23 protein-coding genes are annotated in these 25,513 nt (G+C 28.5%); 12 read left to right on the top strand and 11 right to left on the bottom strand.

Going from position 1 to position 25,513, the window contains the following annotated elements; genetic code table 11:
- The 11 genes from BN2746_RS07640 (at window position 1) to BN2746_RS07690 (ending at window position 11,994) form a co-directional block, all read left to right on the top strand.
- A complete protein-coding gene (locus BN2746_RS07640) occupies window positions 1-2,259 on the top strand; it encodes a DNA translocase FtsK (RefSeq protein ID WP_231718339.1) in 2,259 nt (752 codons plus the stop codon).
- The gene (pgsA, locus tag BN2746_RS07645; protein ID WP_055079193.1) at window positions 2,259-2,798 is read left to right on the top strand and encodes a CDP-diacylglycerol--glycerol-3-phosphate 3-phosphatidyltransferase; all 540 of its coding nucleotides are present in this window, start codon (window positions 2,259-2,261) and stop codon (window positions 2,796-2,798) included. Before BN2746_RS07640 ends, pgsA begins: the two co-directional genes overlap by 1 nt.
- A gap of 14 nt (window positions 2,799-2,812) precedes the next feature.
- Entirely contained in the window at window positions 2,813-3,868 is a 1,056-nt protein-coding gene (recA, locus tag BN2746_RS07650) for a recombinase RecA (RefSeq protein ID WP_055079194.1), read from the top strand.
- A 36-nt stretch (window positions 3,869-3,904) separates the two neighbouring features.
- Entirely contained in the window at window positions 3,905-4,864 is a 960-nt protein-coding gene (locus BN2746_RS07655; RefSeq protein WP_055079195.1) for a metallophosphoesterase family protein, read from the top strand.
- Window positions 4,857-6,164 (top strand): AAA family ATPase, encoded by a 1,308-nt coding sequence (locus tag BN2746_RS07660; protein WP_055079196.1) that lies wholly within the window; start codon window positions 4,857-4,859, stop codon window positions 6,162-6,164. The genes BN2746_RS07655 and BN2746_RS07660 overlap by 8 nt, the downstream gene beginning before the upstream one ends.
- Before the next feature lies 1 nt (window position 6,165).
- Window positions 6,166-6,411, top strand: coding sequence for a hypothetical protein (locus tag BN2746_RS07665; RefSeq protein WP_055079197.1), 246 nt, complete (start codon window positions 6,166-6,168; stop codon window positions 6,409-6,411).
- Window positions 6,412-7,062 (top strand): hypothetical protein, encoded by a 651-nt coding sequence (locus tag BN2746_RS07670; protein WP_055079198.1) that lies wholly within the window; start codon window positions 6,412-6,414, stop codon window positions 7,060-7,062. It begins immediately after the preceding gene.
- A 114-nt stretch (window positions 7,063-7,176) separates the two neighbouring features.
- The gene (rny, locus tag BN2746_RS07675; protein ID WP_055079199.1) at window positions 7,177-8,721 is read left to right on the top strand and encodes a ribonuclease Y; all 1,545 of its coding nucleotides are present in this window, start codon (window positions 7,177-7,179) and stop codon (window positions 8,719-8,721) included.
- Between the two features lie 65 nt (window positions 8,722-8,786).
- Complete coding sequence (locus BN2746_RS07680) at window positions 8,787-9,605, top strand: PHP domain-containing protein (RefSeq protein WP_055079200.1); 819 nt, start codon at window positions 8,787-8,789, stop codon at window positions 9,603-9,605.
- Window positions 9,606-9,613: 8 nt separating this feature from the next.
- A complete protein-coding gene (locus tag BN2746_RS07685) occupies window positions 9,614-10,807 on the top strand; it encodes a pyridoxal phosphate-dependent aminotransferase (protein ID WP_055079201.1) in 1,194 nt (397 codons plus the stop codon).
- Between the two features lie 233 nt (window positions 10,808-11,040).
- On the top strand, window positions 11,041-11,994 hold the full coding sequence (locus BN2746_RS07690) for a tyrosine recombinase XerC (RefSeq protein WP_055079202.1): 954 nt from the start codon (window positions 11,041-11,043) through the stop codon (window positions 11,992-11,994).
- 6 nt (window positions 11,995-12,000) lie between these two features.
- Here the strand turns inward: BN2746_RS07690 and BN2746_RS07695 are convergent, their stop codons facing one another.
- On the bottom strand, window positions 12,001-12,294 hold the full coding sequence (locus BN2746_RS07695; RefSeq protein ID WP_055079203.1) for a LysM peptidoglycan-binding domain-containing protein: 294 nt from the start codon (window positions 12,292-12,294) through the stop codon (window positions 12,001-12,003).
- Between the two features lie 149 nt (window positions 12,295-12,443).
- Between BN2746_RS07695 and lexA the strand changes: the two genes are divergently transcribed.
- Window positions 12,444-13,064: a transcriptional repressor LexA gene (gene lexA / locus BN2746_RS07700; RefSeq protein WP_055079204.1), complete on the top strand. Its 621-nt coding sequence runs from the start codon at window positions 12,444-12,446 to the stop codon at window positions 13,062-13,064.
- A gap of 14 nt (window positions 13,065-13,078) precedes the next feature.
- Here lexA and BN2746_RS07705 read toward each other — a convergent pair whose 3' ends face one another.
- Genes BN2746_RS07705 through BN2746_RS07750 form a run of 10 tightly spaced genes read right to left on the bottom strand, consistent with a single transcriptional unit; the run spans window position 13,079 to window position 25,511 of the window.
- Window positions 13,079-14,365, bottom strand: a complete 1,287-nt coding sequence (locus BN2746_RS07705) for a methionine gamma-lyase family protein (RefSeq protein WP_055079205.1) — start codon at window positions 14,363-14,365, stop codon at window positions 13,079-13,081.
- Complete coding sequence (gene miaA, locus BN2746_RS07710) at window positions 14,358-15,284, bottom strand: tRNA (adenosine(37)-N6)-dimethylallyltransferase MiaA (RefSeq protein ID WP_082420235.1); 927 nt, start codon at window positions 15,282-15,284, stop codon at window positions 14,358-14,360. The genes BN2746_RS07705 and miaA overlap by 8 nt, the downstream gene beginning before the upstream one ends.
- Window positions 15,284-17,176 (bottom strand): DNA mismatch repair endonuclease MutL, encoded by a 1,893-nt coding sequence (gene mutL, locus BN2746_RS07715; RefSeq protein ID WP_055079207.1) that lies wholly within the window; start codon window positions 17,174-17,176, stop codon window positions 15,284-15,286. Before mutL ends, miaA begins: the two co-directional genes overlap by 1 nt.
- A gap of 9 nt (window positions 17,177-17,185) precedes the next feature.
- Window positions 17,186-19,774: a DNA mismatch repair protein MutS gene (gene mutS / locus BN2746_RS07720; protein WP_055079208.1), complete on the bottom strand. Its 2,589-nt coding sequence runs from the start codon at window positions 19,772-19,774 to the stop codon at window positions 17,186-17,188.
- 9 nt (window positions 19,775-19,783) lie between these two features.
- On the bottom strand, window positions 19,784-21,100 hold the full coding sequence (miaB, locus tag BN2746_RS07725) for a tRNA (N6-isopentenyl adenosine(37)-C2)-methylthiotransferase MiaB (RefSeq protein WP_055079209.1): 1,317 nt from the start codon (window positions 21,098-21,100) through the stop codon (window positions 19,784-19,786).
- Window positions 21,101-21,104: 4 nt separating this feature from the next.
- Window positions 21,105-22,331: a peptidase U32 family protein gene (locus BN2746_RS07730; RefSeq protein ID WP_055079210.1), complete on the bottom strand. Its 1,227-nt coding sequence runs from the start codon at window positions 22,329-22,331 to the stop codon at window positions 21,105-21,107.
- Window positions 22,332-22,367: 36 nt separating this feature from the next.
- Complete coding sequence (locus BN2746_RS07735) at window positions 22,368-23,009, bottom strand: O-methyltransferase (RefSeq protein ID WP_055079211.1); 642 nt, start codon at window positions 23,007-23,009, stop codon at window positions 22,368-22,370.
- Window positions 23,009-23,335 carry a YlbF family regulator gene (locus BN2746_RS07740; protein ID WP_055079212.1) on the bottom strand — a complete coding sequence of 109 codons (327 nt, stop codon included), beginning with the start codon at window positions 23,333-23,335 and terminating at the stop codon, window positions 23,009-23,011. The genes BN2746_RS07735 and BN2746_RS07740 overlap by 1 nt, the downstream gene beginning before the upstream one ends.
- 10 nt (window positions 23,336-23,345) lie before the next feature.
- The gene (locus BN2746_RS07745; RefSeq protein ID WP_082420236.1) at window positions 23,346-25,061 is read right to left on the bottom strand and encodes a ribonuclease J; all 1,716 of its coding nucleotides are present in this window, start codon (window positions 25,059-25,061) and stop codon (window positions 23,346-23,348) included.
- Window positions 25,062-25,511, bottom strand: a complete 450-nt coding sequence (locus BN2746_RS07750) for a Fur family transcriptional regulator (protein WP_055079213.1) — start codon at window positions 25,509-25,511, stop codon at window positions 25,062-25,064.
- Between the last annotated feature and the right edge of the window lie 2 nt (window positions 25,512-25,513).

Below are 25,513 nucleotides of genomic sequence, written 5' to 3' on the forward strand. Positions count from 1 at the left end.
TTGAGAAAAAAAGCAAATACTAAAAAAAATTCATCCAAGAATATAAAACTAAAACAATTTACAGTTTTGATATCTATATTACTTGTAGTCTCATTGATTTGTATTTTAGGAAAAAATACTGGCATTTTTGGGAAAAAAGTAAAGGAATTTTATTTTAATATATTTGGATTGGGATCTTTTATTATAGTCCCTCTCATACTAACACATCTCCTTTTTGTAGTTTCCAATAAAGCAAATAAAAAGACTCATATATCATACGTTCTCCTATATATTCTATTTATTTTAGGACTTGTTATACTTGATTTAAATACAAATATAGGTGATACAATGGCCATTAGGAAAGAAAATGTTTTAATTTTATCTAAGCATTTTCAAGGTGCCGGAATTTTAGGTGCTTCAATTTGTCATTTTTTACTAACTACCATAGGAAAAGTTGGAATTTATATCTTGACTATAATTGATTTATTTTTCTCTGGCATTTACATTTTGGATGTAGATGTTAACTATTTAAAGGAGGATGTTTTATTATTTTTCAAAAAGTTAGGAAAAGTATTAAATGAATTTTTTATAAAGACAAAAAATTACATTGATAAAACATCACAAAAAGAAAAAAATAATTTAAAACAGAAAAATAGAAAAAGTAATTTGGTAGAAAAAGTTAATAAAAAATCTTTAGACGAAAATTTATCCAATAAAGAAATCGAAAGAGAAGTTATTACTTTTAATAATTATGACAGTAATAGCACAAATTCAAAAGACTTAGAAGATGAAGGAATTGATGATTTTTCTGAGCAATTAGAAATAGAGGAAAATATTTTAAGTAAGACTAAAGTTAATAGTATTTATAAATTTCCACCTATTGAACTTTTAAAAGACCCTATAAAAACATTAGGGGATTCAAAACAAATTTTACTTGATAAAGCAAATAAAATTGAAGAGACATTATCAAGTTTTGGTATTGATTGTAGAGTGGTTTCTATTAATAAAGGGCCAACTGTAACAAGTTTTGAATTAGATCCTCCTTTGGGAGTAAAGGTAAGTAAGATAGTAAATCTTTCAGATGACTTAGCACTTGCACTGGCTTCTCCAGATATAAGAATAGAAGCTCCAATACCTGGAAAATCTCTTGTGGGTATTGAAGTGCCTAACTCTAACAAAGAAATGGTATTCTTCAAAGAGATTATAGATTCTGAAGAATTTACAGATCTTTCCAGTCCACTACCACTTGGTCTTGGTAAAGATATACAAGGAAACACAATAGTTTCATCTATAGAAAAAATGCCACACTTACTTATAGCAGGGGCTACTGGTTCTGGTAAATCAGTATGTATAAATTCAATTATTTTAAGCATTCTATTTAAATCTAATCCAGATGATGTTAAGATGATATTAATAGATCCTAAAGTTGTAGAACTTAGTGTGTATAATGATATACCACATCTCGCAATACCTGTTGTAACAAATCCTAAAAAAGCAAGTTTTGCATTAAATTGGGCAATTACTGAAATGGAAAGAAGATATAAAATTTTCTCGAATAATTATGTAAAAGATATAAAAGCCTATAATGAAAAGAGTTTGGAAGAAGATTTGGAAAAACTTCCATATATTGTAATTATAATAGATGAGTTATCAGATCTTATGATGGTAGCAGCAGGTGAAGTTGAAGATGCAATCACAAGGCTTGCTCAAATGGCAAGGGCGTGTGGAATACATTTAATTATTGCAACTCAAAGACCTTCTGTTGATGTTATTACTGGAACAATTAAGGCAAATATTCCTTCAAGAATTTCTTTTGCAGTATCATCTCAAATTGATTCAAGAACAATTTTAGATATGTCTGGAGCAGAAAAACTTTTAGGAAGAGGAGATATGTTGTTCTTACCTTCAGGTAAATCTAAACCTATAAGAATACAGGGAGCTTTTATTTCTGATAAAGAAGTTGAAAATATTGTATCATATTTAAAGAATAAAAATGACTCCGAATATGATAAAGATATTATTGAGAATATTGAAAAAACAACTGAGAAATCCAATAAATTTGCAGGAACAGATGAACTTTTTAATGAAGCAGTAAAAATTGTTATTGAAGAAGATTCTGCATCTATTTCAATGTTGCAACGTAGAATGAAAATAGGATATGCCAGAGCAGGTAGAATTATAGATGAAATGGCAGAAATGGGTATAATATCTGGATATGAAGGCAGTAAGCCCAGAAGAGTATTAGTAGATAAAAATTATTTAGAGGAAATTGATGTATAATGAATATAGCAAATAAATTAACAACGTTAAGACTTTTTTTGATACCTGTGTTTGTAATAACGGTTATGAAATTTTCAATACAGAGTCCTATTCCTGGCATTATATTTTTAATTGCCGCGATTACAGATTTTTTTGATGGTCATTTAGCAAGAAGTAGGAACTTAGTTACCACTTTTGGTAAATTTATAGATCCTCTTGCAGATAAAATGTTAGTAGCAGCAGCTTTAATAATGTTTATAGAACAGGAAATTTTTCCTGCATGGACAGTTGTAGTAGTTATTGCGAGAGAGTTTTTAATAACTGGATTTAGAATAATTGCAGCTTCTGAAGGAGTGACAATTGCAGCAAGTAAATGGGGAAAATCTAAAACTGTAACTCAGTTTGTTGCAATTGTAATGGTACTTTTTATGTCTAAATTGACATTTATTCCATTTAAAGTAACAAGTATAATTTACTATGTTTCAGTAGTGTTAACAGTTATTTCAGGAATGGATTATATAATTAAAAACAAAGAAGTACTTGATTTAGAAAATATTTAAGGAGAGTTGTAGACATGAATATTTCAAGTGATAAGAATAAGAATGAATCGATACAAAACGCTTTTAAACATATTGAAAAACAATATGGCAAAGGTGCTGTTATGATTTTAGGAGAAGCGCCAAAACAACAAATAGATTCTATTTCAACAGGTGCAATTAACTTAGATGTAGCACTTGGTATTGGTGGAATTCCCAGAGGCAGGATTATTGAAATATATGGACCGGAATCTTCTGGTAAGACAACTCTTGCCCTTCATATTATTGCTGAAGCACAAAAAAAAGGTGGTATAGCTGCATTTATCGATGCGGAACATGCACTTGATCCAATTTATGCAAGCAATTTAGGTGTAAATATAGATGGGCTTATTGTATCTCAACCAGATACTGGTGAACAAGGATTAGAGATTGCCGAATCATTAGTTAGAAGTAGTGCAATAGATGTTGTAGTTGTAGACTCTGTGGCTGCGCTTGTTCCACGAGCTGAAATAGATGGGGATATGGGTGCTACCCATGTTGGACTTCAAGCAAGACTTATGTCCCAAGCCTTAAGAAAATTAGCTGGTGCTATTTCTAAAAGCAACACTTCTGTAATATTCATTAACCAACTTAGAGAAAAAGTTGGAGTTATGTTTGGAAACCCTGAAACTACAACAGGTGGCAGAGCTCTTAAATTCTATTCCTCAGTTAGAATGGAAGTTAGAAGAGGAGAGCCTATTAAAAAAGGTGAAGATATAATCGGTAATAGAACAAAGGTAAAAGTCGTTAAAAATAAAGTAGCTCCACCTTTTAAACAAGTTGAATTTGATATAATGTATGGTGAAGGAATTTCTAAATTAGGAGCAATCCTTGATATGGCTTCTGATGTAGATATAATTAAAAAAGCTGGGGCATGGTACTCTTATGAAGATGAAAGACTTGGACAAGGTAGAGAGAACGCAAAAGATTATTTAGAAAAGAATCCAGACTTACTTAATGAAATAACTGAAAAAGTATATCAACATTTCAATATAGCTGGTTATGAAGTTGAAGAAACAACATTAGATTTTAGTACTGATAAAGAAAATGATTAAAACCTCCTGAAAGGGAGGTTTTCCTATAGGTGAAATATGAAATTCTTATTTTTTACAGATACTCATATCAGGGCTTCAAATCCATCTTCAAGAAAAGACGATTATTTAGAATCATTGAAACTTAAATTTGAAGAAGTTGGAGAAATTGCTAATAATAACAATGTAGATTATATACTACATGGTGGTGATCTTTTTGATAGACCTGATGTTCCTGTACGAATTGTAGGTTTATTTGCAAATATATTAAACTCGTATAATAAACCCATATACATTATTTCGGGAAATCATGATATATATGGACACAATCCAAAAACAGTTGAGAGGTCTATGCTTGGATTATTAAATCAGATTAATTTTGTAAATTTAATTAATTTTCAAGAACCCATTTTGCTTGAAGAGAATGATTTAAAAGTACAGATTTCAGGTGTTCCATACATTTATGATATAGATTCCAACTACAAAGATTATTATTTTCCAAAAAAACTTGACCATGTTGATTGTCATATAGTTATGATTCATAGTTTTCTAATCGATAAGCCATTTATAGATTCTATAAGTCATACTCTAATTGATGAAATAAAAGATGTGGACGCTGATATAGTTTTAGCTGGACATTATCATTCTGGATTTGGTGTAAAACGATTTAATGATAGATATTTTATCAATCCAGGATCTTTAGCAAGAACATATAACTCTACTCCAGAAATAAAAAGAATTCCAAAAGTCGTTATTATAGAAATTTTAAAAAATAAAATTGAAATAAAAGAAATTGAATTAAAATCAGCAAAAGATGGGATTGATATTTTTAATAAAATTGAAGATAGATATAAGATAAGAAATGAACAGTTAGAAAATTTTAAACAACTTATAAGATCAAGTGGCAATTTAGAAAATTATAATACACTTGAAATTTTAAAGGAAATTTCTGAAGAAAAGAATTTTCCTAAACATATTTTAGATGAAGCTATTCGAAGGTTGGGAGAAGTAAATGAATAAAGATATAAAAATAGAATATATTGAAATATTAAACTTTCAATCCCATGCCAATACTAATCTTGATTTTGATGAAGGTGTAAATGTTATAATAGGACCTTCAGATAGCGGGAAAACAGCTGTAATAAGAGCTTTGAAATGGATTTTTTTTAATGAGCCATCAGGTACAGATATAATAAAAAAGGGAGAAGATTCAGCAAAAGTAACTTTAAAATTAAATACAGGTTTTAAAATAATCAGAGGAAGAAGCAAGAGTAAAAATTATTACGAAATAATATCTCCTGAAAATGAAACTCAAAGGTTTGAAGGCTTCGGAGTAAATGTTCCTCAAGAAATAATAAATTTAACAGGAATTAATAAAATTGATCTTGGTAATATGAAGAAGTCTTTAAATATTGCTGAACAACTGGAAAGTCCATTTTTAATTACAGATAGTCCTTCAATTAAAGCTAATGCTCTTGGAAAATTAGCAGGAGTTGATATTATAGATAAAGCCTTAGGAAATTTATCTAAGGATATTTACGAAATTAATAGTGCCAGAAAATCTATTGAAAAGGAAATAAGAGATCAAAAGGATATTTTAAAAAATTTTGAGTACCTTAAAAATGATAAAATTAAAATTGAAAGACTTGAATATCTATTTAATCAAGTAGATGAATACAAGACTAAACTAAATACTTTAAATGATTTAGAAAAAAAGTATTCTAATAATTTAGAAAAAACAAATCAGACAATAGAATATTTAGAAAAATTTAAAAATTTAGATGAACTTTTTCTAATATATGAAAAAATGGCATATAAAGTAAATAATCTTAAACTATATTCTAATTTAAACAACAAATTATTATATACTGATTCTAAAATTAAAGAATTAGAAATTTTATTAAATAAAATAGATACAGATAAAATTTCTAATATTTATTCTAATATTTTAGAAATTAATAAAAATTTAGAAAAATATAAATCGGCTTATAAAAATCTTGTTAATATCAATAAACAGATAAATCAATTAGAAAAAAGTTTAAAAAAATATCCAGATATTCTTTATGTAGATAAATTGTTAGTAGAATTATCGACTTTAAATATAAATAAAGAGAAATTATCTAAACTTAAAAATAGCCTTGATAATGTAAATCAAAAATTAGAGGAAGGTAATAACTATGTAGAGAAATTGATTTCAAATTATAAAACTGCAGTTAATACCTATATAGAATTATTAAAAGAAAGTGGCACATGTCCAATTTGTTATAATAAAATAGATGATGAACATATAGAAAGAATTCTTGAAGAATTAGAGGTTTAATATGGATAAAAAAACAGATTACAACACTGAATTAAATAATTTAAAGAAAAAATTAGATGTAGCTAAAGCTAATAAAACTAAGGCTGAAGGTATGCTTGAAAGTTTAAACAACAATAAGGAAGAAATTATATTATCTATTAGGGAGCTTGGTATTGAACCAGAAAATCTTGAAAATGAAATACTTAATTTACAAACGCAAATAGACAGTTTACTTTTTGAAGCTGAAAAATTATTATCAGAGGAATAAATGATAGAGTTTGATTACAAAAAACTTAAAAATAGTTTTATAGATAAAAAAAATAAATACTATGAAGATCTTGGTGAAAAAAAATCTATTGAAAATAACATAAAAAGATTGGAAGAAAACTTAAAGAAAATAAATAACGAATCTGAAGATTTGATTCTTGTAGATACTCTTTTGAAAGAAACCGCTGACTTCTCACGCTTACAATCTTCCAAAGAGATAGAGTCTATTGTAACAAGTTGTTTAGATCTTGTATTTAATTCTAAAATGGAATTTAAAATAGAATTAAGTCAATTGAGAGGTAAAAACTCAGCAGAGTTTTTTATAATTGAAATGGATGAGGATAAAAAATATACTTATAAAATAGAGGATACAAGAGGTGGGGGAGTAATAGATATATTATCTCTCGCTCTTAGAATTGCATTTATATTGAAGATTTATCCACCTGTTAAAGGGCCAATTGTTCTGGATGAACCTGCAAAACATGTAAGTGATGACTATATCTTCAATATAGCTGATTTTATAAAAAAAATTTCTGAAGAATTTGATAAACAGATAATTATAATTTCTCATAATGAACATCTTTCATCTATAGGGGATAATAGTTATAAAATCTACAAGGAAAACTTACACTCTGTAGTAAATAGGCTATAATGTTGACAAATTTGACATTTTACTGTAAAAACATTATAATTTATTTATATGTATGATTATTAAATGTAATTACTCATATAAGAATCTTGAAAATTTAATAAAGGGGGCTTGTCAATGGACAGTAATATTATTGCTATAATTGCAAGTTTGATAACCCTTGTAATCGGCTTGGCAGTCGGTTTTTTAATTAGAAAAAATATTGCTGAAAAACAAATTGGGTCAGCGGAAGCTCATGCAGCTCAAATAATCAATGATGCTGGAAGAGAAGCTGAAACTACTAAAAAAGCAATGCTTCTTGAAGCTAAAGATGAAATCTTTAAATTAAGAACCGATCAAGAAAACGAAAATCGAGAAAGAAGATTGGAAATCCAAAAATCTGAAAAAAGAATTCTTCAAAAAGAAGAAAACTTAGAAAAGAAGAGTGAAAAATTAGATTCTAAGATTCAAAAACTTGACTCAGATCTAAAAGATGTTGAAGAAAAAAATAAAGAAATTCAACAAATTTTAGAAAAGCAAAGTTCTGAATTGGAGAGAATAGCAGGTCTTACTGAAGACGAAGCTAAAGAAATTTTACTTTCAGATTTAAGAGAAAAGGTTACACATGAACAAGCAATGATTATTAAGGAATTAGAAGCAGAAACTAAAGAAAAAGCTGATGATATTGCAAGAGATTTAGTTACCACTTCTATACAAAGATATGCAGCAGATTTTGTAGCAGAATCCACAGTTTCAGTTGTTTCACTACCAAATGATGAAATGAAAGGTAGGATTATAGGTAGGGAAGGTAGAAATATAAAAGCCTTTGAGACTCTTACAGGTGTTGATTTAATCATAGATGATACTCCTGAAGCAGTTGTATTATCTGCATTTAATCCAGTTAGACGTGAAATAGCAAGAATTACATTGGAAAGACTTATTATGGATGGTAGAATTCATCCTACAAGGATTGAAGATTTATTTGAGAAATCAACTCAAGAAGTTGAGCAAGCTATTAAAAAACATGGTGAAGAAGCGTGTTATGAAGTAGGATTACATGGAATTCATCCAGAGTTAATAAAACTTTTAGGAAAGTTGAATTACAGAACAAGTTATGGTCAAAATGTTCTTAAACACTCTGTAGAAGTTGCTCAAATAGCAGGAATGTTAGCTCAAGAAGTTGGAGCTGATGTAAGACTTGCTAAAAGAGGCGGCTTAATGCATGATTTAGGAAAAGCTATTGACCATGAAATAGAAGGACCTCATGTTCAACTTGGAGTTCAAGCAGCTAAAAGATATAAAGAAAAACCTGAAGTTATAAATTGTATTGAATCTCACCATGGAGATGTTGAGCCAACTTGTATTGAAGCTATATTGGTTCAAGCTGCAGATGCTATTTCAGCCGCTAGACCTGGAGCCAGAAGAGAAGCTATAGAGTCATATATCCAAAGACTCGAAAATCTTGAAGCAATAGCTAATTCATTTGATAGTGTTGACAATTCTTTTGCTATTCAAGCTGGTAGAGAACTTAGAATTATGGTAAAACCAGATAAGATTTCAGAAGACGAGATGACTTTACTTGCAAGAGATATAGCATCAAGAATAGAAAATGAATTGGAATATCCAGGACAAATAAAAGTTAATGTTGTTCGAGAAATTAGATCAATAGATTATGCTAAATAGTAAATTAAACAAATTCTACTTTCGTAGGATTTGTTTTTTTATTATAATAAAATTATGGAGGCTTTATGTTTGACCTACACATTCATAGTATATATTCTGATGGTAATTTAAAACCTGAAAATATAATAGATATATTAAAAAAACAAGAAATTCAAGGCTTTTCTATAACTGATCACGACTGTTTAGATGGTTTAGAGGAAGCAGAGACCATTTCAAAGAAGCATAATATTAAATTTATACCTGGTATTGAATTTGGAGTATCTTATAATGGTAGAGAAATTCATGTTTTAGGGTATTTTTTAGACTATAAAAATAAATTTTTAATTGATTTTGTAACTAAATTACAAGAGAATAGAAAAATAAGAATTAATAAAACTTTAATTAGACTAAATGAAATTGGTATTAAAATTAGTCAAAACGATCTATATTTGTATAAAAGAAGTGACTTTACTTCAAGATCACATTTAGCAATGTACTTAGTGGATAATAATTATGTTAATTGCATTAATGAAGCTTTTAGAAAATATCTTGGAGAAAGTGGATCTGCATACATTGAAAAAAATGACGTTGAACTTAAAGATGTTTTAAATATTATTAAAATTTCATCAGGCGTATCTGTACTCGCACATCCATTCAAATTGACTGAAGATGAGATTATAGAAATTATAAATTGTGGAATTGATGGAATTGAAGTTATTAACTCTAAACATGACAAAGATACTATAACTAACTTAATGAAAATAGCAGATAAATATAATTTAATTCCAACAGCAGGTAGTGACTGCCATGGAAGATTATATGGTGAAGAGTATTTACTGGGAAAATTTCTATGCCCAAACTCATCAATACAAAGGCTTGAAAGTCTACATGAATTAAGAAAGTAGGTATAAAAATGTATAATATCAAAGCAATAGAAGTAAAACCATCTATAACTTTAGAGTTGTCATCAAAGGCTAAAAAGTTAAAATCTGAAGGTAAAGAAATAATCGATTTAACAGTTGGAGAGCCAAACTTCAAAACACCCGATTATATTATAAAAGGAGCTTTTGAAGGTATTGAAAAAGGATTTACAAAATATACTCCAACATCAGGTATTTTAGAATTAAAAGCAGAAATTGTTAAAAAATTGAAAAGTTTTAATAAGTTAGATTATGATATTTCTAATATTTTAATATCAACAGGAGCTAAACAATGCCTTTTTAATGCTATTTATTCCATTGTAAATGAAGATGATGAAGTTATTATACCAAGTCCTTATTGGGTTAGCTATACAGAGATGGTAAGACTTGCAGGTGGAAAATCCATTATAGTAGAAACTTCAAAAAAAAATGATTTTAAAATACGTACTAAAGATCTTGATGAAAACTTAACAAATAAATCAAAAGTTTTAATTTTGAATAACCCAAACAATCCTACAGGATCTGTTTATACTAAGTCTGAACTTGTTGAAATTGGTAATTGGGCAGTGAGAAATAATATTATTATAATCGCGGATGAAATATATGAAAGACTGACATATGATAATGAGCATGTTAGTATTGCATCATTAAGTGAAGAGATTAAAAATAAGACAATAACCATTAGTGGCTTTTCAAAAACTTATGCAATGACTGGATGGCGCCTTGGATACTGTGTAGCAAATAAAGATATTATAAAAATAATGAATGCTATCCAAAGTCATACAACGGCATGTGCAAACTCTATTGCACAATACGCAGGCTATGTGGCACTTAGAGATGAATCAAAATATTACGATACAAAAAATATGATCGACGAATTTAATAAACGACGTAAAAAATCTGTTGATTATATTTCAAAAAATTCAAATCTTAATATTAACTTCCCAAAGGGAGCTTTTTATATCTTTATAAATATTTCACCTCTAAAGGGAAAATCTATTAGCGGGAAAATTTTAAACAGTTCAATAGATATATCTGAAACCTTGCTTGAAGAATTTAATCTTGCAGTTGTTCCAGGAATAGGATTTGGTAATGATGATTATATAAGAATATCTTATGCAGCAGATGAAAAACTTATTATTGATGGTATTAAAAGGATAATTCAATTAGAAAAATCAGTACAGTAGTTTTAATGACTGTAATGGCCATTTAAATCAATTTTATTCTTTTAGACATGTAATTAGCCATTAATTTAATTTAAAGGCCTTAAAACGCAATATAAGGCCTTGTTTTTTATATTCATACGAGACTTTATTCTAAAAGCTCTTTACATATTTGAGTTTATGTTCTATAATAAATTTAATGAGCTTTGTCACAAAACTATTATTTTGCGACAAAATAAAAAATAAAAAGGTGACTTATGAAAGACTACCCTCTTATACTAATAGACTTTTTAGACTATATAGAAACAATTAAAGGACATTCCTCCTCTACGACTAAAGAGTATGGATATAGTATTTCTTGTTTCTTAAAGTACATTATCTATCGATTCAATATGGACAAATATAAAAAAGAAGAAATTGATGAAATTTCTATAAAAGATTTTCCTGAAGACTATTTAAATAAAATTGAACTTGCAGATTTACATTCATATCTTGCTTACACAGATAGATATAAAAATCACTCTACAACTACAAGAGCAAGAACTGCTTCAAGTCTAAGAACATTCTTTGATTACTTGTATAAAATAAGAAATATTATCTCTACAGATCCTGCTCATAATTTAGAAACTCCAAAAATAGAAAAGAAAAACCCAGTGTATTTAACTTTAGAAGAAGCTAAGAGATTAATAAAAGTAGTTACCACTGTTGAAGATGAATTTGTAAGAAAAAGAGATCTTGCAATAATACTCCTCTTTTTAAATTGTGGACTTAGACTAAATGAGCTTACTAATATAAAAATTTCGGATTTTAAAGAAGACACTATAAATGTAACTGGTAAAGGTAATAAAGAAAGAACCATCTATTTAAATAACGTGTGTAATAAAGCAATAGATGACTATTTAAAAATAAGACCTGATATAGAAGATCCTTATCTATTTATTAGTAATAGAAACTCAAAAATAAGTAATCGTACAGTACAAAGAAGAGTAGACTTCTATCTAAATGAAGCAGGTCTGGATACAAATGTATTTTCTGTCCATAAATTAAGGCATACAGCAGCAACTTTAATGTATAAATATGGAGATGTTGATATATTGCTTTTAAAAGAAATTTTAGGTCATGAGAATGTATCAACTACCCAAATTTATACCCATGTTGATGATGAAGGTCTGAGAGATGCCATTTCTAAAAATCCATTAAATGAATTATAGCGTTCCCTATTTAGGAATCGCTATAATTTGTCCAGGATATATTTTAGAATCCTCTAAGTCATTAATTGAAATTATTTCATCTATAAAATCTCTAATATCTCCTTTATGTTCTACTTCTCTTGCAATATCCCAAACTGTTTCGTACTTTCTTACAGTGTGAGAAATATATTCTACCTTAGCTTCATTTCCCTTTGACAATGTATAATTAAATGCAAGTGCAACAATTGTTATTAAAGTCAATACAATAATACTCATGCTAATATAAAATCTAAATTTATTAACTATTCTATACTTTTTCATAACATCCTCCGTTCATATGTTCGTTAAATATATATTATCGAACATTTGAACGATTGTCAATACTTTTCGAACAAATTTTCGATATTTAGAACTTATGTTTGTTTACTATTCCTCTATATGCTATAATTTACTTAAATGAGGTGTATATAATGTATGAAGATTTAACAAAAAAAGAAATGATACTTCTCGATTTTTTAAGGAATTTTATTAATGAAAATGGATATCCTCCTTCTTATCGAGAAATAATTGAAGATATAAAAATTATAAAATCTACTTCGACGATCAATTCATATCTGATACAACTTGAAAAAAAAGGTTACATCAGGAGAGATCCTACTAAGAATAGAGCTCTTGAAATAATTGATATGGATGACTATATGAGTGTTGGTAAAAAAGAAACATATGATATTCCTATAGTAGGTATGGTTACTGCTGGTCAACCAATTCTTGCAATAGAAAATATCGAAGATACCTTTCCCCTACCTATTGAATTTTCTCAAAAAGGAGAACTTTTTATATTAAATGTCTCTGGAGAATCTATGATTGAAGCAGGAATATTAGATGGTGATAAAATAATTGTAAGAAAACAAAATGTTGCAGAAAATGGAGATATTGTTGTAGCCTTAATTGAAGATTCTGCAACTGTAAAAACGTATTATAAGCATAGTGATCATATTGAACTTAGACCTGAAAACTCCAGTATGTTTCCAATTATAGTTAGAGAAGTGGAGATTTTAGGGAAAGTAATAGGATTATTTAGAGAAATATAGATGGAGTACTCCATCTATATTTTTATTTTGTCTATTTCAATGAATTTTTGCAAAACTTTCATCAAGGCTAATTTACATTGATAAAAGTTAAGTCCTCCCTGATAATAAGCTACATAAGGATCTCTAAGTGGTCCATCAGCAGATATTTCTATTGAAGATCCATCTATAAAAGAACCAGATGCCATTATAACTTTATCAGTATATCCTGGCATATCCCAAGGATAAGGTGTTACAAAAGAATCAACCGCAGAAGCTTCTTGAATACTCCTACAAAATTCTACTACTAAATCCTCATCTTCAAATTGAATTGCTTCAATTATATCGTATCTTTTTGAATTTGAACTTGGAAAAGTCTTAAATCCTAAATTTTCAAAAGTGGATGCAAATAACAAAGCCCCCTTTAAAGCTTCCATAGTAACTTTAGGTGCAAAATACAGACCTTGTAATGTTGTTCTTGTAGTACCAAATGTAAGTCCTGTATCTTTTCCAAGTCCAGGAGCGGTTAATTTCACAGCTATTCTATCAATTAAATCATGTGTACCTACAATATAACCACCGCTTAAAGCTATTCCTCCTCCTGGGTTTTTTATAAGAGATCCAACTGTTAAGTCAGCTCCTAATTCTGATGGCTCTTGTACTCTGGTAAACTCGCCATAACAGTTATCTACCATCACTATTAAATTATTGTCCAATGATTTAACAAAGCTGATAGCTTTTTCTATCTCATCTAAACTAAGAGCATCTCTTAAACTATACCCTGTTGACCTTTGTATCATTAATAGTTTAGGTTTATTTTTAATTATTTTATCTTTTACAGTATATAAATCTATCTTTCCATCTTCAAGTAAATCTACTTTGTCATACTTAACACCAAGTTCAATAAGTGTACCTGTGGTTTCTCCTTCAATGCCAATAACCTGTCGTAGTGTATCATAGGGATCTCCATTAATAGATAGTATGGAATCTCCTGGTAATAAACTTCCTTGTAAAGCTAGTGATAATGCGTGGGTTCCAGAAGCAATATTTGGTCTAACTAATGCATCCTCCGTCTTAAATACTCTTTTATAAATTTCTTCAACCTTATCTCTTCCAGGATCTCCATATCCATAACCTGTAGTCCAATTAAAGTCTGAAGATGAAAGTTTACTTTCCTGCATAGCATTTAATATTTTTAAAAGATTGTATTCTTCTATTTCTTGTAGTTTTAAAAATCTTTCTTTTAAACCTTTTTCAATATCACAAACATAGTCATATATTTTTTCGTCTATTCCATATACATCTTTATAAAATTCTTTATTCATCTATATCCCTCAAAATTAAATCAGCTATCTTTTCAAAATCATAGCCATATTCCTCTATATCTATCCAATTTATTCTATTATCTCGTCTAAACCAAGTGTACTGTCTCTTTGCAAGTCTTCTGGAATTTCTTTTAAGTAGTCTTAACATTTCGTCATAATCGACTTTATTATCTAAGTAATCTATAACTTCTTTATAACCAATACCTTTAAAAGCAATTGAATTTTTATCATACTTTGTAATTAAAGAACGAACTTCATCCATAAGACCTTCTTCTATCATTTCGTCAACTCTATGGTTTATCCTATCATAAAGCTTTGACCGCTCTTCGTGTAAACAATAGATATGAAAGTTGTAATCTTTGTTCTCTTCCCTAAAACTATCATTTTTTTTAGAGTATTTTTGTCCCGTCGTATGATAGTATTCAACAGCTCTAATGAGTCTTTTTATATTATTTTCATCTATTGTTTTAAGTGAATCAGGGTCAATTGATTTAAGTAAGTCTAAAATTAGTTTTGATCCTTCACTTTCATATAAATCCCAAAGCATATTTCTGTATTCATCATCAGGCTTGTCTTCTCCAAATTTAAGTTTATATACTAAAGAGTTTATATATAGTCCTGTACCTCCTACTATAATTGGACTCTTATTTTCATATAATAATTTATCAATTATTTTAAAGGCGTCAATTTGAAAGTTAGATACGTTGTATTCATCATCAGGATTTACAATATCAATTAGGTAATGAGTTATATCTTTTTGAATTTCTCGACTTACTTTTGCAGTTCCTATATCCATTCCCTTATATATTTGCATAGAATCCGCCGAAATTATCTCGCTTTTAAGTTTATTTGCCAAAATTAAAGATAACTTAGTTTTCCCTACTCCAGTTGGGCCAACTATCAAAATTACATCTTTCATTATTTAACCCTCAAAAATAATTTTTCAAGTTCATTTTTACTGACTTCTATTATAGTGGGTCTTCCATGAGGACAAGTTAAAGGATTTTCACATTCTAAAAGCTGTTGTAGAAGATTTTCAAGTTCTAAACTTGACATAAAGTCTCCTGATTTAACAGATGCTTTACAAGACATAGAAATTATTTTATTGATTATTTCAGAGTTATCAAAGCTATTACTGTCATTACTTAATCTGTCCAATATATTTGTAAAAAGATCACTTGTTTTTGGAATTTCTAAAATTTCAGGCAATCCTCTAATAATAAGTGTATCATTACTAAAAATATCAACTTCAAATCCCAAATCGAAAAACATTTTTGAAAATTTTTTATATAAATCAATTTCTTCATTTGTTACTGTTATAAGAATTGGAGTTAATAACTGTTGACTATAAACTTCCTTTTTATTATACAACTTCAAAAATTTCTCAAAATTAATTCTTTCATGTGCAGCATGCTGGTCCATAAGAATAAGTTTATCATCTATAAGAGACTGAAAAATATTATAAGTTTTAAAAATAGTTCCAATGTATTTATATCTTTTAATTTCTTTACTTGACTCACTAAAATAACTTATATTATCTATTTCAATTTCATCATCATATTTTTCTACTGTATCTTTCTTCAACTCATCATCGGTGGTAACTTTATCTGTAATATTTACACTATACTCAGAGTTTGAGTCAGAAACAATAGAACTTTTTTCATTTTCTAAACTATCTTTTGTTTTATAATCACTACTAAAATCATTTAACTTATTGTTTATTACTTTATCGGAGTTTGAAAATCTATTTAGTAGATCATTAAGATCATTATTATAAAGCTTTGGAACTTCTTCGTTTTTATCTTGAACAGATAGATTTAGAAGATTTTTGCTTTCGTTCAAAATTTTTGGAAACTCTTTATTAATCGTATTTTTGATATAGTCTAAAATAACAATAGATACTTTTTCTTTATTGGGATGAATATTTACATCAATAAGATTTGGTTTTATTTCAAAAAATAATTGAAAAGCAGGAAATCTTCCATTTGGTATTAAGGAACCATAAGATTTTTCTATTGCATTTGAAATATCCGAATTTTTAACATATCTCCCATTTATATAAATGTACTCAATAGATCTGTTTGAGCGGTAGTACCTGTTATTAGATATATATCCTTTAATACTAAATTCTCGTTCATCTATATCAACTTCTACAAGTTCTTTTGTAAAATCAAATCCAAATAATTCTGATAGGTTTGACTTTAATCCAGATCCAGCTATTGTTTTAAAAACCTCTTTATCATCTTTAATATAGGTAAATCCAATATTATTATTTCCTATTGCAAGTCTATACATAATTAAAGTAATGGCGTTAGCTTCAGAAATAGCTGAATTTAAAAATCTCTTTCTAACAGGTATGTTATAAAATAAGTCTTCAACAATTATAGAAGTACCATCATTCTTTGCAATATCACTAATTGAAACCAGTTGTGAAGATTCAAATTTGAAAGAAGATCCTATATCATCATCAATAGTTTTAGTCTCTATTGTAGTTTTTGAAATAGAAGTTATGCTTGCCAGTGCCTCTCCTCTAAATCCAAGTGATGAAATGTTATATAAATCATTAAAACTATCAAGTTTTGAGGTCGCATGTCTTTTTACTGCAACTTCAACTTCTGATTTTAAAATTCCAGATCCATTATCGGTAACTTTTATATAGTTTAATCCACCCTCAGAAATTTCAACCTTTATCTCAGTAGCTTTTGCATCTATTGAGTTTTCAACAAGTTCTTTAACCACCGAAAAAGGTCTTTCAATAACTTCTCCTGCAGCTATTTTTTGAATTGTATCTTTTGAAAGTAATTTAATCATATATAACACCTACAAATCATTAGCATCTCTTATAATTTCATCTAACTTAGTTAATGCTTGCATTGGAGTAAGCATATTTACATCAATGTCTCTAATATTATCAATAAAACCCTCATATATTGATTCTTTTTCATCTTCGTAATTCATTTCAAATAGAGTTTCTTCTAAAACATCTGGATTGTTTTTTCGTTCTCTTTCAATATTTGAAAGTATCCTCTTAGCTCTATTTATGAGTTCTATTGGCAAACCAGCTATTTTAGCTACTTCAATCCCATAGGATCTATCAGATTTACCTTCTACAATTTTTCGTAAAAATACAATTCCATCTTTACTTTCTTGAATCTTAACTTTCAAATTAATAATATTATCCATTTTTTCTTCAAGTTCAGTCAGCTCATGATAGTGAGTTGCAAAAAGAGTTTTAGCTTTAATTTTTTTACTTATATACTCAAGTACAGCCCATGCTATACTTAGTCCATCAAAAGTGCTTGTCCCTCTTCCAACTTCATCTAAAATAAGAAGACTATCTTTTGTCGCATTCTTTATAATATTACTTACTTCGTTCATTTCTACCATAAAGGTACTTTCGCCTTTATATAAGTTATCGGATGCACCAATACGTGTAAATATTTTATCAACTATTCCAATATTAGCTGAGTCAGCAGGTACAAATGAACCTATTTGTGCCATGATAACAATAATTGCGATTTGTCTTAAATACGTTGACTTCCCGCTCATATTTGGACCAGTGAGAATTTGGATATCATTATACCCTAAGCCTATAGTTGTATCATTGTTTATAAATTTCTCTAAACCAATTGAGTTTTCAACTATAGGATGTCTTCCTCCACTTATTTGTATCAGTCCTATATTGTTTAATGTTGGTCTAACATATTTATTTTCATAGGCAACCATTGCAAGAGAATTAAATACATCTATTTCAGATATTATCTTTGAAGTTTTCTTTATACGATTGATACAATCAAGTATTTTAATCCTAATCCTATTGAATATTTCATATTCTAAGTTTACAATTTCAGAATCTGAACTTAAAATCATATTCTCAATCTCTTTAAGTTCAGAGGTTGTAAATCTTTCAGAATTAGTTAAAGTTTGTTTTCTTTCAAAGTATTCGGGCACAAATTTTAAATTACTTTTTGTTACATCTAAAAAATATCCCAATTTTTTATTATATACTATCTTTATATTCTTAATTCCAGTTTCATCTTTTAGCTCTTTTTCATATTCAACTAATCTTTGTTTACCTTTAACTCTATTATCTCTAATTTCATCTAAGTATTTATCAAAACCAACTTTTATAATATTACCTTCAGTAATTAGTACTGGAGGATCTTCTACAATTGATTGGTCTATTAATTTATATATATCTTCTAAGGTATCTAAATTTTCTACCAGCAATTTTAGTACTTCACTGTCACTATCTAAAATTACCCTTTTGATTTCTGGTAATTTTTCAATTGAAATCTTTAGAGACTCTAAATCCCTGGCATTCGCTCTTCCAAATGATAATTTTCCAATAAGCCGTTCTAAATCATATATTTCTTTTAATAAATTTGATATATTATTTTGTAAAACTCTATTATTATAAAAGGAATTAATTATTTCTTGCCTCTTAATAATTTCTTTTTTATCCATTAATGGCCTTTCAAGAAAACTATGAAGAAGCCTTCCTCCCATAGATGTAGAAGTTTTATTTAATATTGAGTAAAGAGAACCTTTTTTTGATCCTGTAGAAAGATTTTTGTGAATTTCCAAATTTACAATAGTGTGAGAGTCAATATTAAGATATTTTTCTATTTCAAAATAATAAGCATTCTTAATATGAGTTAAATTTTCATGTCTATAAGTATAAATATAATCTAATAAGAAACCTATTGCCATATATTCTGTTAAATCTTTTATATCAGAATTTATTTCTTTTTCTTTCAAAATCTTAATATGGTTTTCTTTACTAATATTTGCTAATTCAGTTAGTGTTATATTATTTAACTCTGCTAAGTTATTTAAAAAGTTTTGTGCAAAAAACGTATTTTTATTATAAATTATTTCTGATGGAGAAATTTTTATTATTTCATTTTCTATCTTCTTTTCTAATTCTTTAAGATTTGAATATCTTACTGTTGTAAAGAGGATATCTCCATCCAAAATATCTGAATATGCTAATGTTACTTTATTTTCATCAAAATAAATAGCCATCAAATAGTTAAAATCTGAAGAATCCGGTACATCTTTATTTATTATGGTTCCTGGTGTAACCTTGTCAATTATTCCTCTTTTAACTATTCCCTTTGCTTCTTTTGGATCTTCTAATTGCTCACATATTGCAACTTTATAGCCTTTTTCAACAAGTTTTGATATATAGGTATCTGCAACATGATATGGAATTCCACACATAGGACATTTTTCGTTATTACCACAATCTCTCTTAGTTAGTGCTATTTCAAGCTCTCTTGAAGCTGTAATAGCATCCTCAAAAAACATTTCGTAAAAATCTCCCAGTCTAAAAAATAGAATACAATCTTTATTCTGTTCTTTTACTTTCATATACTGTTGCATCATTGGAGTTAAATTTTCCATTATATCACCCTATATCAATTCTCCGCTAAGTGAAAAAGAATTATGAGTATCTATTTTCACTTTTACTAATTTCCCAATTAACTCTTTTGGACCTTGAAAATGAACTAATTTATATCCTCTTGTTCTTCCTGTCAGAACTTCTTCGTTATTTTTACTTGGTCCTTCAACTAAAACTTCTACAACCTCTCCAAGTAATTTTTCATTATTTTCATAAAATATCTTATACATTTCATCAATCAATCTATCAAATCTTTTTTGACTAACTTCTCTTGGAACTTGTTCATTCATCTTTGCAGCTTTTGTTCCTTCTCTTTTGCTATAAATAAAAGTAAATCCTTGATCGTATCTAACTTCTCTAACCACTTTAAGAGTCTCTTCGAAGTCTTCCTCTGTTTCTCCTGGAAAGCCTACTATAATATCTGTAGATAGAGTTATATCAGGAATTCTATCTTTTAATTTTTTTACAAGTTTTAAATAATCTTCTTGAGTATATTTTCTATTCATTGCCTTCAATACGCTATTTGAACCAGCTTGAAAGGGTAGATGTAAGTTTTCACAAACCTTATCGCATTCCGCCATTGCTTCAATTAAGTCGTCAGAAAGATCTTTTGGATGACTTGTTAAAAATCTAATTCTTTCTATACCATCAACTTTATTTATCATTCTAAGCAAATCTGGAAATGAACAAGGTGCTTCTAAATTCTTTCCATATGAATTTACATTTTGACCAAGTAGGGTCACTTCTTTATAACCCTTATCTGCAAGTCCTTTTATTTCTTCCAAAATGCTCTCAGGACTTCTACTAACTTCCCTTCCTCTTGCATATGGTACTATGCAGTAGGTACAAAAATTATTACAGCCTGTCATAATATTTACATAACCTATGAAGTCATGATCTCTATTTAAATTTGGTATTTCATCTATTAAATCAGATTCTGATATATCAACTACCATTTTGCCAGTATTCAAATGTCTATCTATTAAATTAGGTAGCATAGAAATGTTTTTTGTCCCAAATATTATATCAACATGGCTGTATTTTTCTCTAATTACATCTTTTGCATCACCAGTTTGCATCATACATCCACAAACTGCAATAATCATATCGGGTTTTTCTCTTTTAAGCCTTTTTAAAGCACCTAATTGTCCATATACTTTAAGCTCTGCATTCTCTCTGACAAGACAAGTATTATAAATAATAAAATCAGACTCTTCTATGTCTTCTGTTCTCTCGTATCCAAGATTTTCTAAAATATATCTGATTCTTTCTGAATCATGTTCATTCATTTGACATCCATAAGTTATTATAGTATATTTCTTTTTCATAAAATTACTCTTTAATTGCCTTTCTAATCAAATCGTATTTTTTTACAGGAAAATCTATTTTAGTCTTAAATATTTCTTGAGCTTTTGGCACTACATTTACAGTTTCTCCTTCAGAGTTTATCATCTCACCCATTGTGAAGATATTATATTTATATTCTGGACCAAAAACTTCTAGTTCATCTCCTGAAAATATTCTATTTCTTTGTTCAATTGTAGCCATTTTTGTATCTATATCATAGTCAAGAACTATACCAACAAAATCATAGTTTCTAATATATGAGCTGGTTGTATAAAGTTGGTCATGTTCATCTGGCTTTTTAAAAAAGAATCCTGTTGTAAAATCTCTGTGTGAAACTTTTTTAATTTCGTCTAATAGTTCTGTAGCTAACTCTTTTGTATAAGTTCCATTATAATATGCATCAATGGCAATTCTATAGCTTCTAATAACTGTAGCAACATAATATAGAGTCTTGACTCTCCCTTCAATTTTTAAACTGTCTACATTCGCTTCAAAAAGCTCAGGTAAATGTTTTATCATACATAAATCTTTTGAATTAAATATAAAAGTTCCTTTATCATTTTCTTCAACTGGAAAATACTCACCAGGTCTTTTTTCCTCCATCAAATTGTATTTCCATCTACACGCCTGTGCACAATCTCCCCTATTTGCATCTCTACCTGTCATATAATTACTTAACAAACATCTTCCCGAATAAGAAATGCACATAGCACCGTGTACAAAAACTTCAAGATCAACATCTGGAACTTCATTCTTTATTTGTTTTATTTCCTCTAAAGAAAGTTCCCTTGCAAGCACAATCCTCTTTACACCCATATTTTCCCAAAACTTTACCGTTTCATAATTTGTTACGGAAGCTTGAGTAGAAAGATGTATTTCGATATCTTTACTTATAGATCTAACAACTGAATATATTCCTGGATCAGAAACTATCAGTGCGTCTACTTGGCTTCTTACAAGAAATTCTACATATTCTTTCAATCCAATTAAATCTTCATTATGTGGAATTATATTTAAAGTAATATAAATCTTTTTATTATTTTCATGAACAAATTCAATTGCTTCTAATAACTGTTCATTTGTAAAGTTCTTAGAAGCTTTCCTCATTCCAAAATCTGGACCAGCTAAATAAACAGCATCCGCACCATAATGAATTGCATATTTTAATTTTTCTAAATCCCCTGCTGGGGCAAGTAATTCTATTTTTTTCAATTTTAACTCCTAATCAAAACAATATCCTATAAGAGATTAAATCTTATAGGATATTGACATTCCGTCATCTATAGGTATAATTGACGTCTTATATTCCTCTAAATTGGAAATATATTTAAGAAATTCATTTAACCTTTTAACAATTGTTATTTTTCTATGACGTTTTGTAAGTGCTTTTTCATCACAGACCATTCCTCTGAATAATACATTATCACATACAATAATACCCATATCATTTATCAATTTCATTGATTCTTTAAAATATTTTAAATATTGTCCTTTTGCGGCGTCAATAAATATCATATCAAATTTACTACTACAGTTTAAAAGATACTCGTATGCATCACATTCCACTACATTAATTCTATCTTCTAAACCAAATTTTAGTATGTTATTTTGAGCTATTTCAACCATTTTAGAATTTTTTTCCAGTGTAACTATATTCGAATCTGAGAAAGATAAACCCATTACAATAGAAGAATACCCAATAGCTGTACCCAGTTCCAATATATTTTTAGGTTTTTTTAAAGTGACCAAAATATTAATAAAATTAGCTACTTCAGATTCGACAATTGGAACATGATTCTCTTTAGCATATTTTTCTAATTTGAATAACCTTGAATCTTTTGTATTTGATAAAGACCTAATATAGTTTTCAACATTTGAATCTACTATCATTAATCTAATTTTATTTCCTTTTCAATAGCTTGAAAAACTTCTTGAAGTTTCATAGAAAAACCAGCTTCAGAAAATAAAAACTTACCCACTTCTGGATTTAAGGAAATTACATTTTGTAGATTTTGAAGATTTTTAAAATCTTCATCTGTAGCTTTATTTTCTTGTTTTTTTATCTCATAATCTAAAACTTTTTTTCTGAAGTCATCGATCATATCTTTATTTTTTTCGTCTTTATAAACTGAGTTGTAAAGTTTTTTATATTCTATAAATTCAGAACTTTGAGCAAGTTCTTTTCCTATTTCAGTTGCTTTTGAAACTAAATCCATTATAAACTCCTTAAACTTCTATAATTACTGGAAGTATCATTGGTCTTCTTTTAATTTCACTAAAAACAAATTTTTTCAAGTCTTCTCTAACTTGATGTTTAATACTTCCCCAGTCTTTTAAATTATTATCTTCACATTCTAATAAAGATTTTTCAACTACATGCTTTGCATCATCCATTAAAGACATACTCTCTTTCACATATACAAATCCTCTGGATATAATATCAGGATCTGACAAGATTTCATTAGTATCTTTGTTAACGGTAATTACAACAACAATAAGTCCATCTTCTGAAAGATGTTTTCTGTCTCGAAGTACAACATTACCAACATCTCCTACACCTAACCCATCTACTAATATATTTCCAGCATAATCTGTATCTATTAACCTTGCGCCTTTTTTTGTGAATTCATAGGTATTTCCATTTCGGCCTATAAATATATTGTCACTATTCATTCCTAATGACTCTGCAAGCTCTCCATGAACCTTTAAATGTCTATACTCTCCATGTGCAGGAATAAAATACTTAGGTTTAACAAGCACATGCATTAGTTTTAATTCTTCTTGGCAAGCGTGTCCAGATACATGAACATCCGCAAGTGCATCATATATAATATTAGCTCCAAGCTCAGTTAATTTATTAATTATTTGAGACACAGTTTTTTCGTTTCCAGGTATAGGACTTGCTGAAATAATAATAGTATCCGTAGGCGTAAGTTTTACCATTCTATGTTCACCATAAGCCATTCTGGTTAACGCACTCATAGGTTCTCCTTGTGAACCCGTTGTTAATAATACAACTTTATCTCCATCATATTTATTAATATCTTTCAGTTCAATCAATGTATTATCTCTTACATCAAGATAATTTAATTCTTTAGCTACAGAGATAATATTTATCATGGATCTACCAGAAAGCGCAACTTTCTTGTTGTAGTATTCTGCTGCATATATAACTTGTTGTATTCTGTGTAGATTAGATGCAAAAGTTGCAACTATAATACGGGATTTTGCCTTACCGAACAAGTCGATAAAAGTCTGACCTACAGATCTTTCACTAAGAGTATAACCACTTCTCACAACATTTGTACTGTCTGCAACAAGTGCTAAAACCCCACTTCTTCCAATTTCGGCAATCCTTGTAAGATCCATTCTGTCTCCATCTATTGGAGTATAATCAATCTTAAAGTCACCTGTAAAGAAAACAACTCCTAATGGTGTACTTATAGAGAGGCAGACAGCATCAGGAATACTGTGACTTGCTTGAACAAATTCTATTTCAAAGCATCCTAATTTTATTGTTTGTCCCTTCTCAACTACATTAAGGTTATTTATACTAAGATTGTGTTCTATAATTTTATTTTTTATTAATCCTATGGTTAAATTTGTAGCATATATATTGACATCTAATTTTTTTAGAACAAAGGGTATTGCTCCAATATGATCTTCATGTCCATGTGTTACTACTATCCCTCTAACTTTATGGGCATTTCTCTCTAAATAATCAATATCTGGAATGACAATATCAATACCTGGCATACTCTCATCTGGAAAAGTTAACCCAGCATCTACAACTATAATATCATTTCCATACTCAACTACAGTCATATTTTTTCCTATTTCAGATATGCCCCCAAGGGGAATAATTTTTAGTTTCTCATCTTTTCCCCTTTTATTGTTTTTATTATTATATCTCTTATATGTTTTTTCTTTTTTGTTTGGCATCTAAATCTCCTTACGTCTATTTTTCTCCTGACATTGAGAGCAGATACCAAAGAATTTTAAAACATAATTTGTTACTTCAAATCCATAATTATTCTTTATACTTTCTTCTATATTACTTGTTAAGTCATAGCTTACTTCTTCAACTTTATTACATTGCGTACAAATTAAATGATGATGTTGATGTTCTTCATCTCTGGTCAATTCATATCTATATCTATTATCATCAAAATTTAACTTATATACTAAATTAAGCTCTTCAAATAATTGTAAAGCTCGATAAACCGTTGCTATACCAATATCTTTGTCTTTTTTATTTACAATTAAATGAAGTTCTTCTGGACTTAAATGTTCAGAAGCATTTTCAAGTAATGTTTCAAAAATAACTTCTCGTTGTTTAGTTATTTTATATCCATTTTTCTGAAGTATAGATTTGAATTTTTCTAAATCCATTA

Origin of the sequence: Lagierella massiliensis (genome assembly GCF_001407835.1) — a bacterium.
Classification (GTDB): domain Bacteria; phylum Bacillota; class Clostridia; order Tissierellales; family Peptoniphilaceae; genus Mediannikoviicoccus; species Mediannikoviicoccus massiliensis.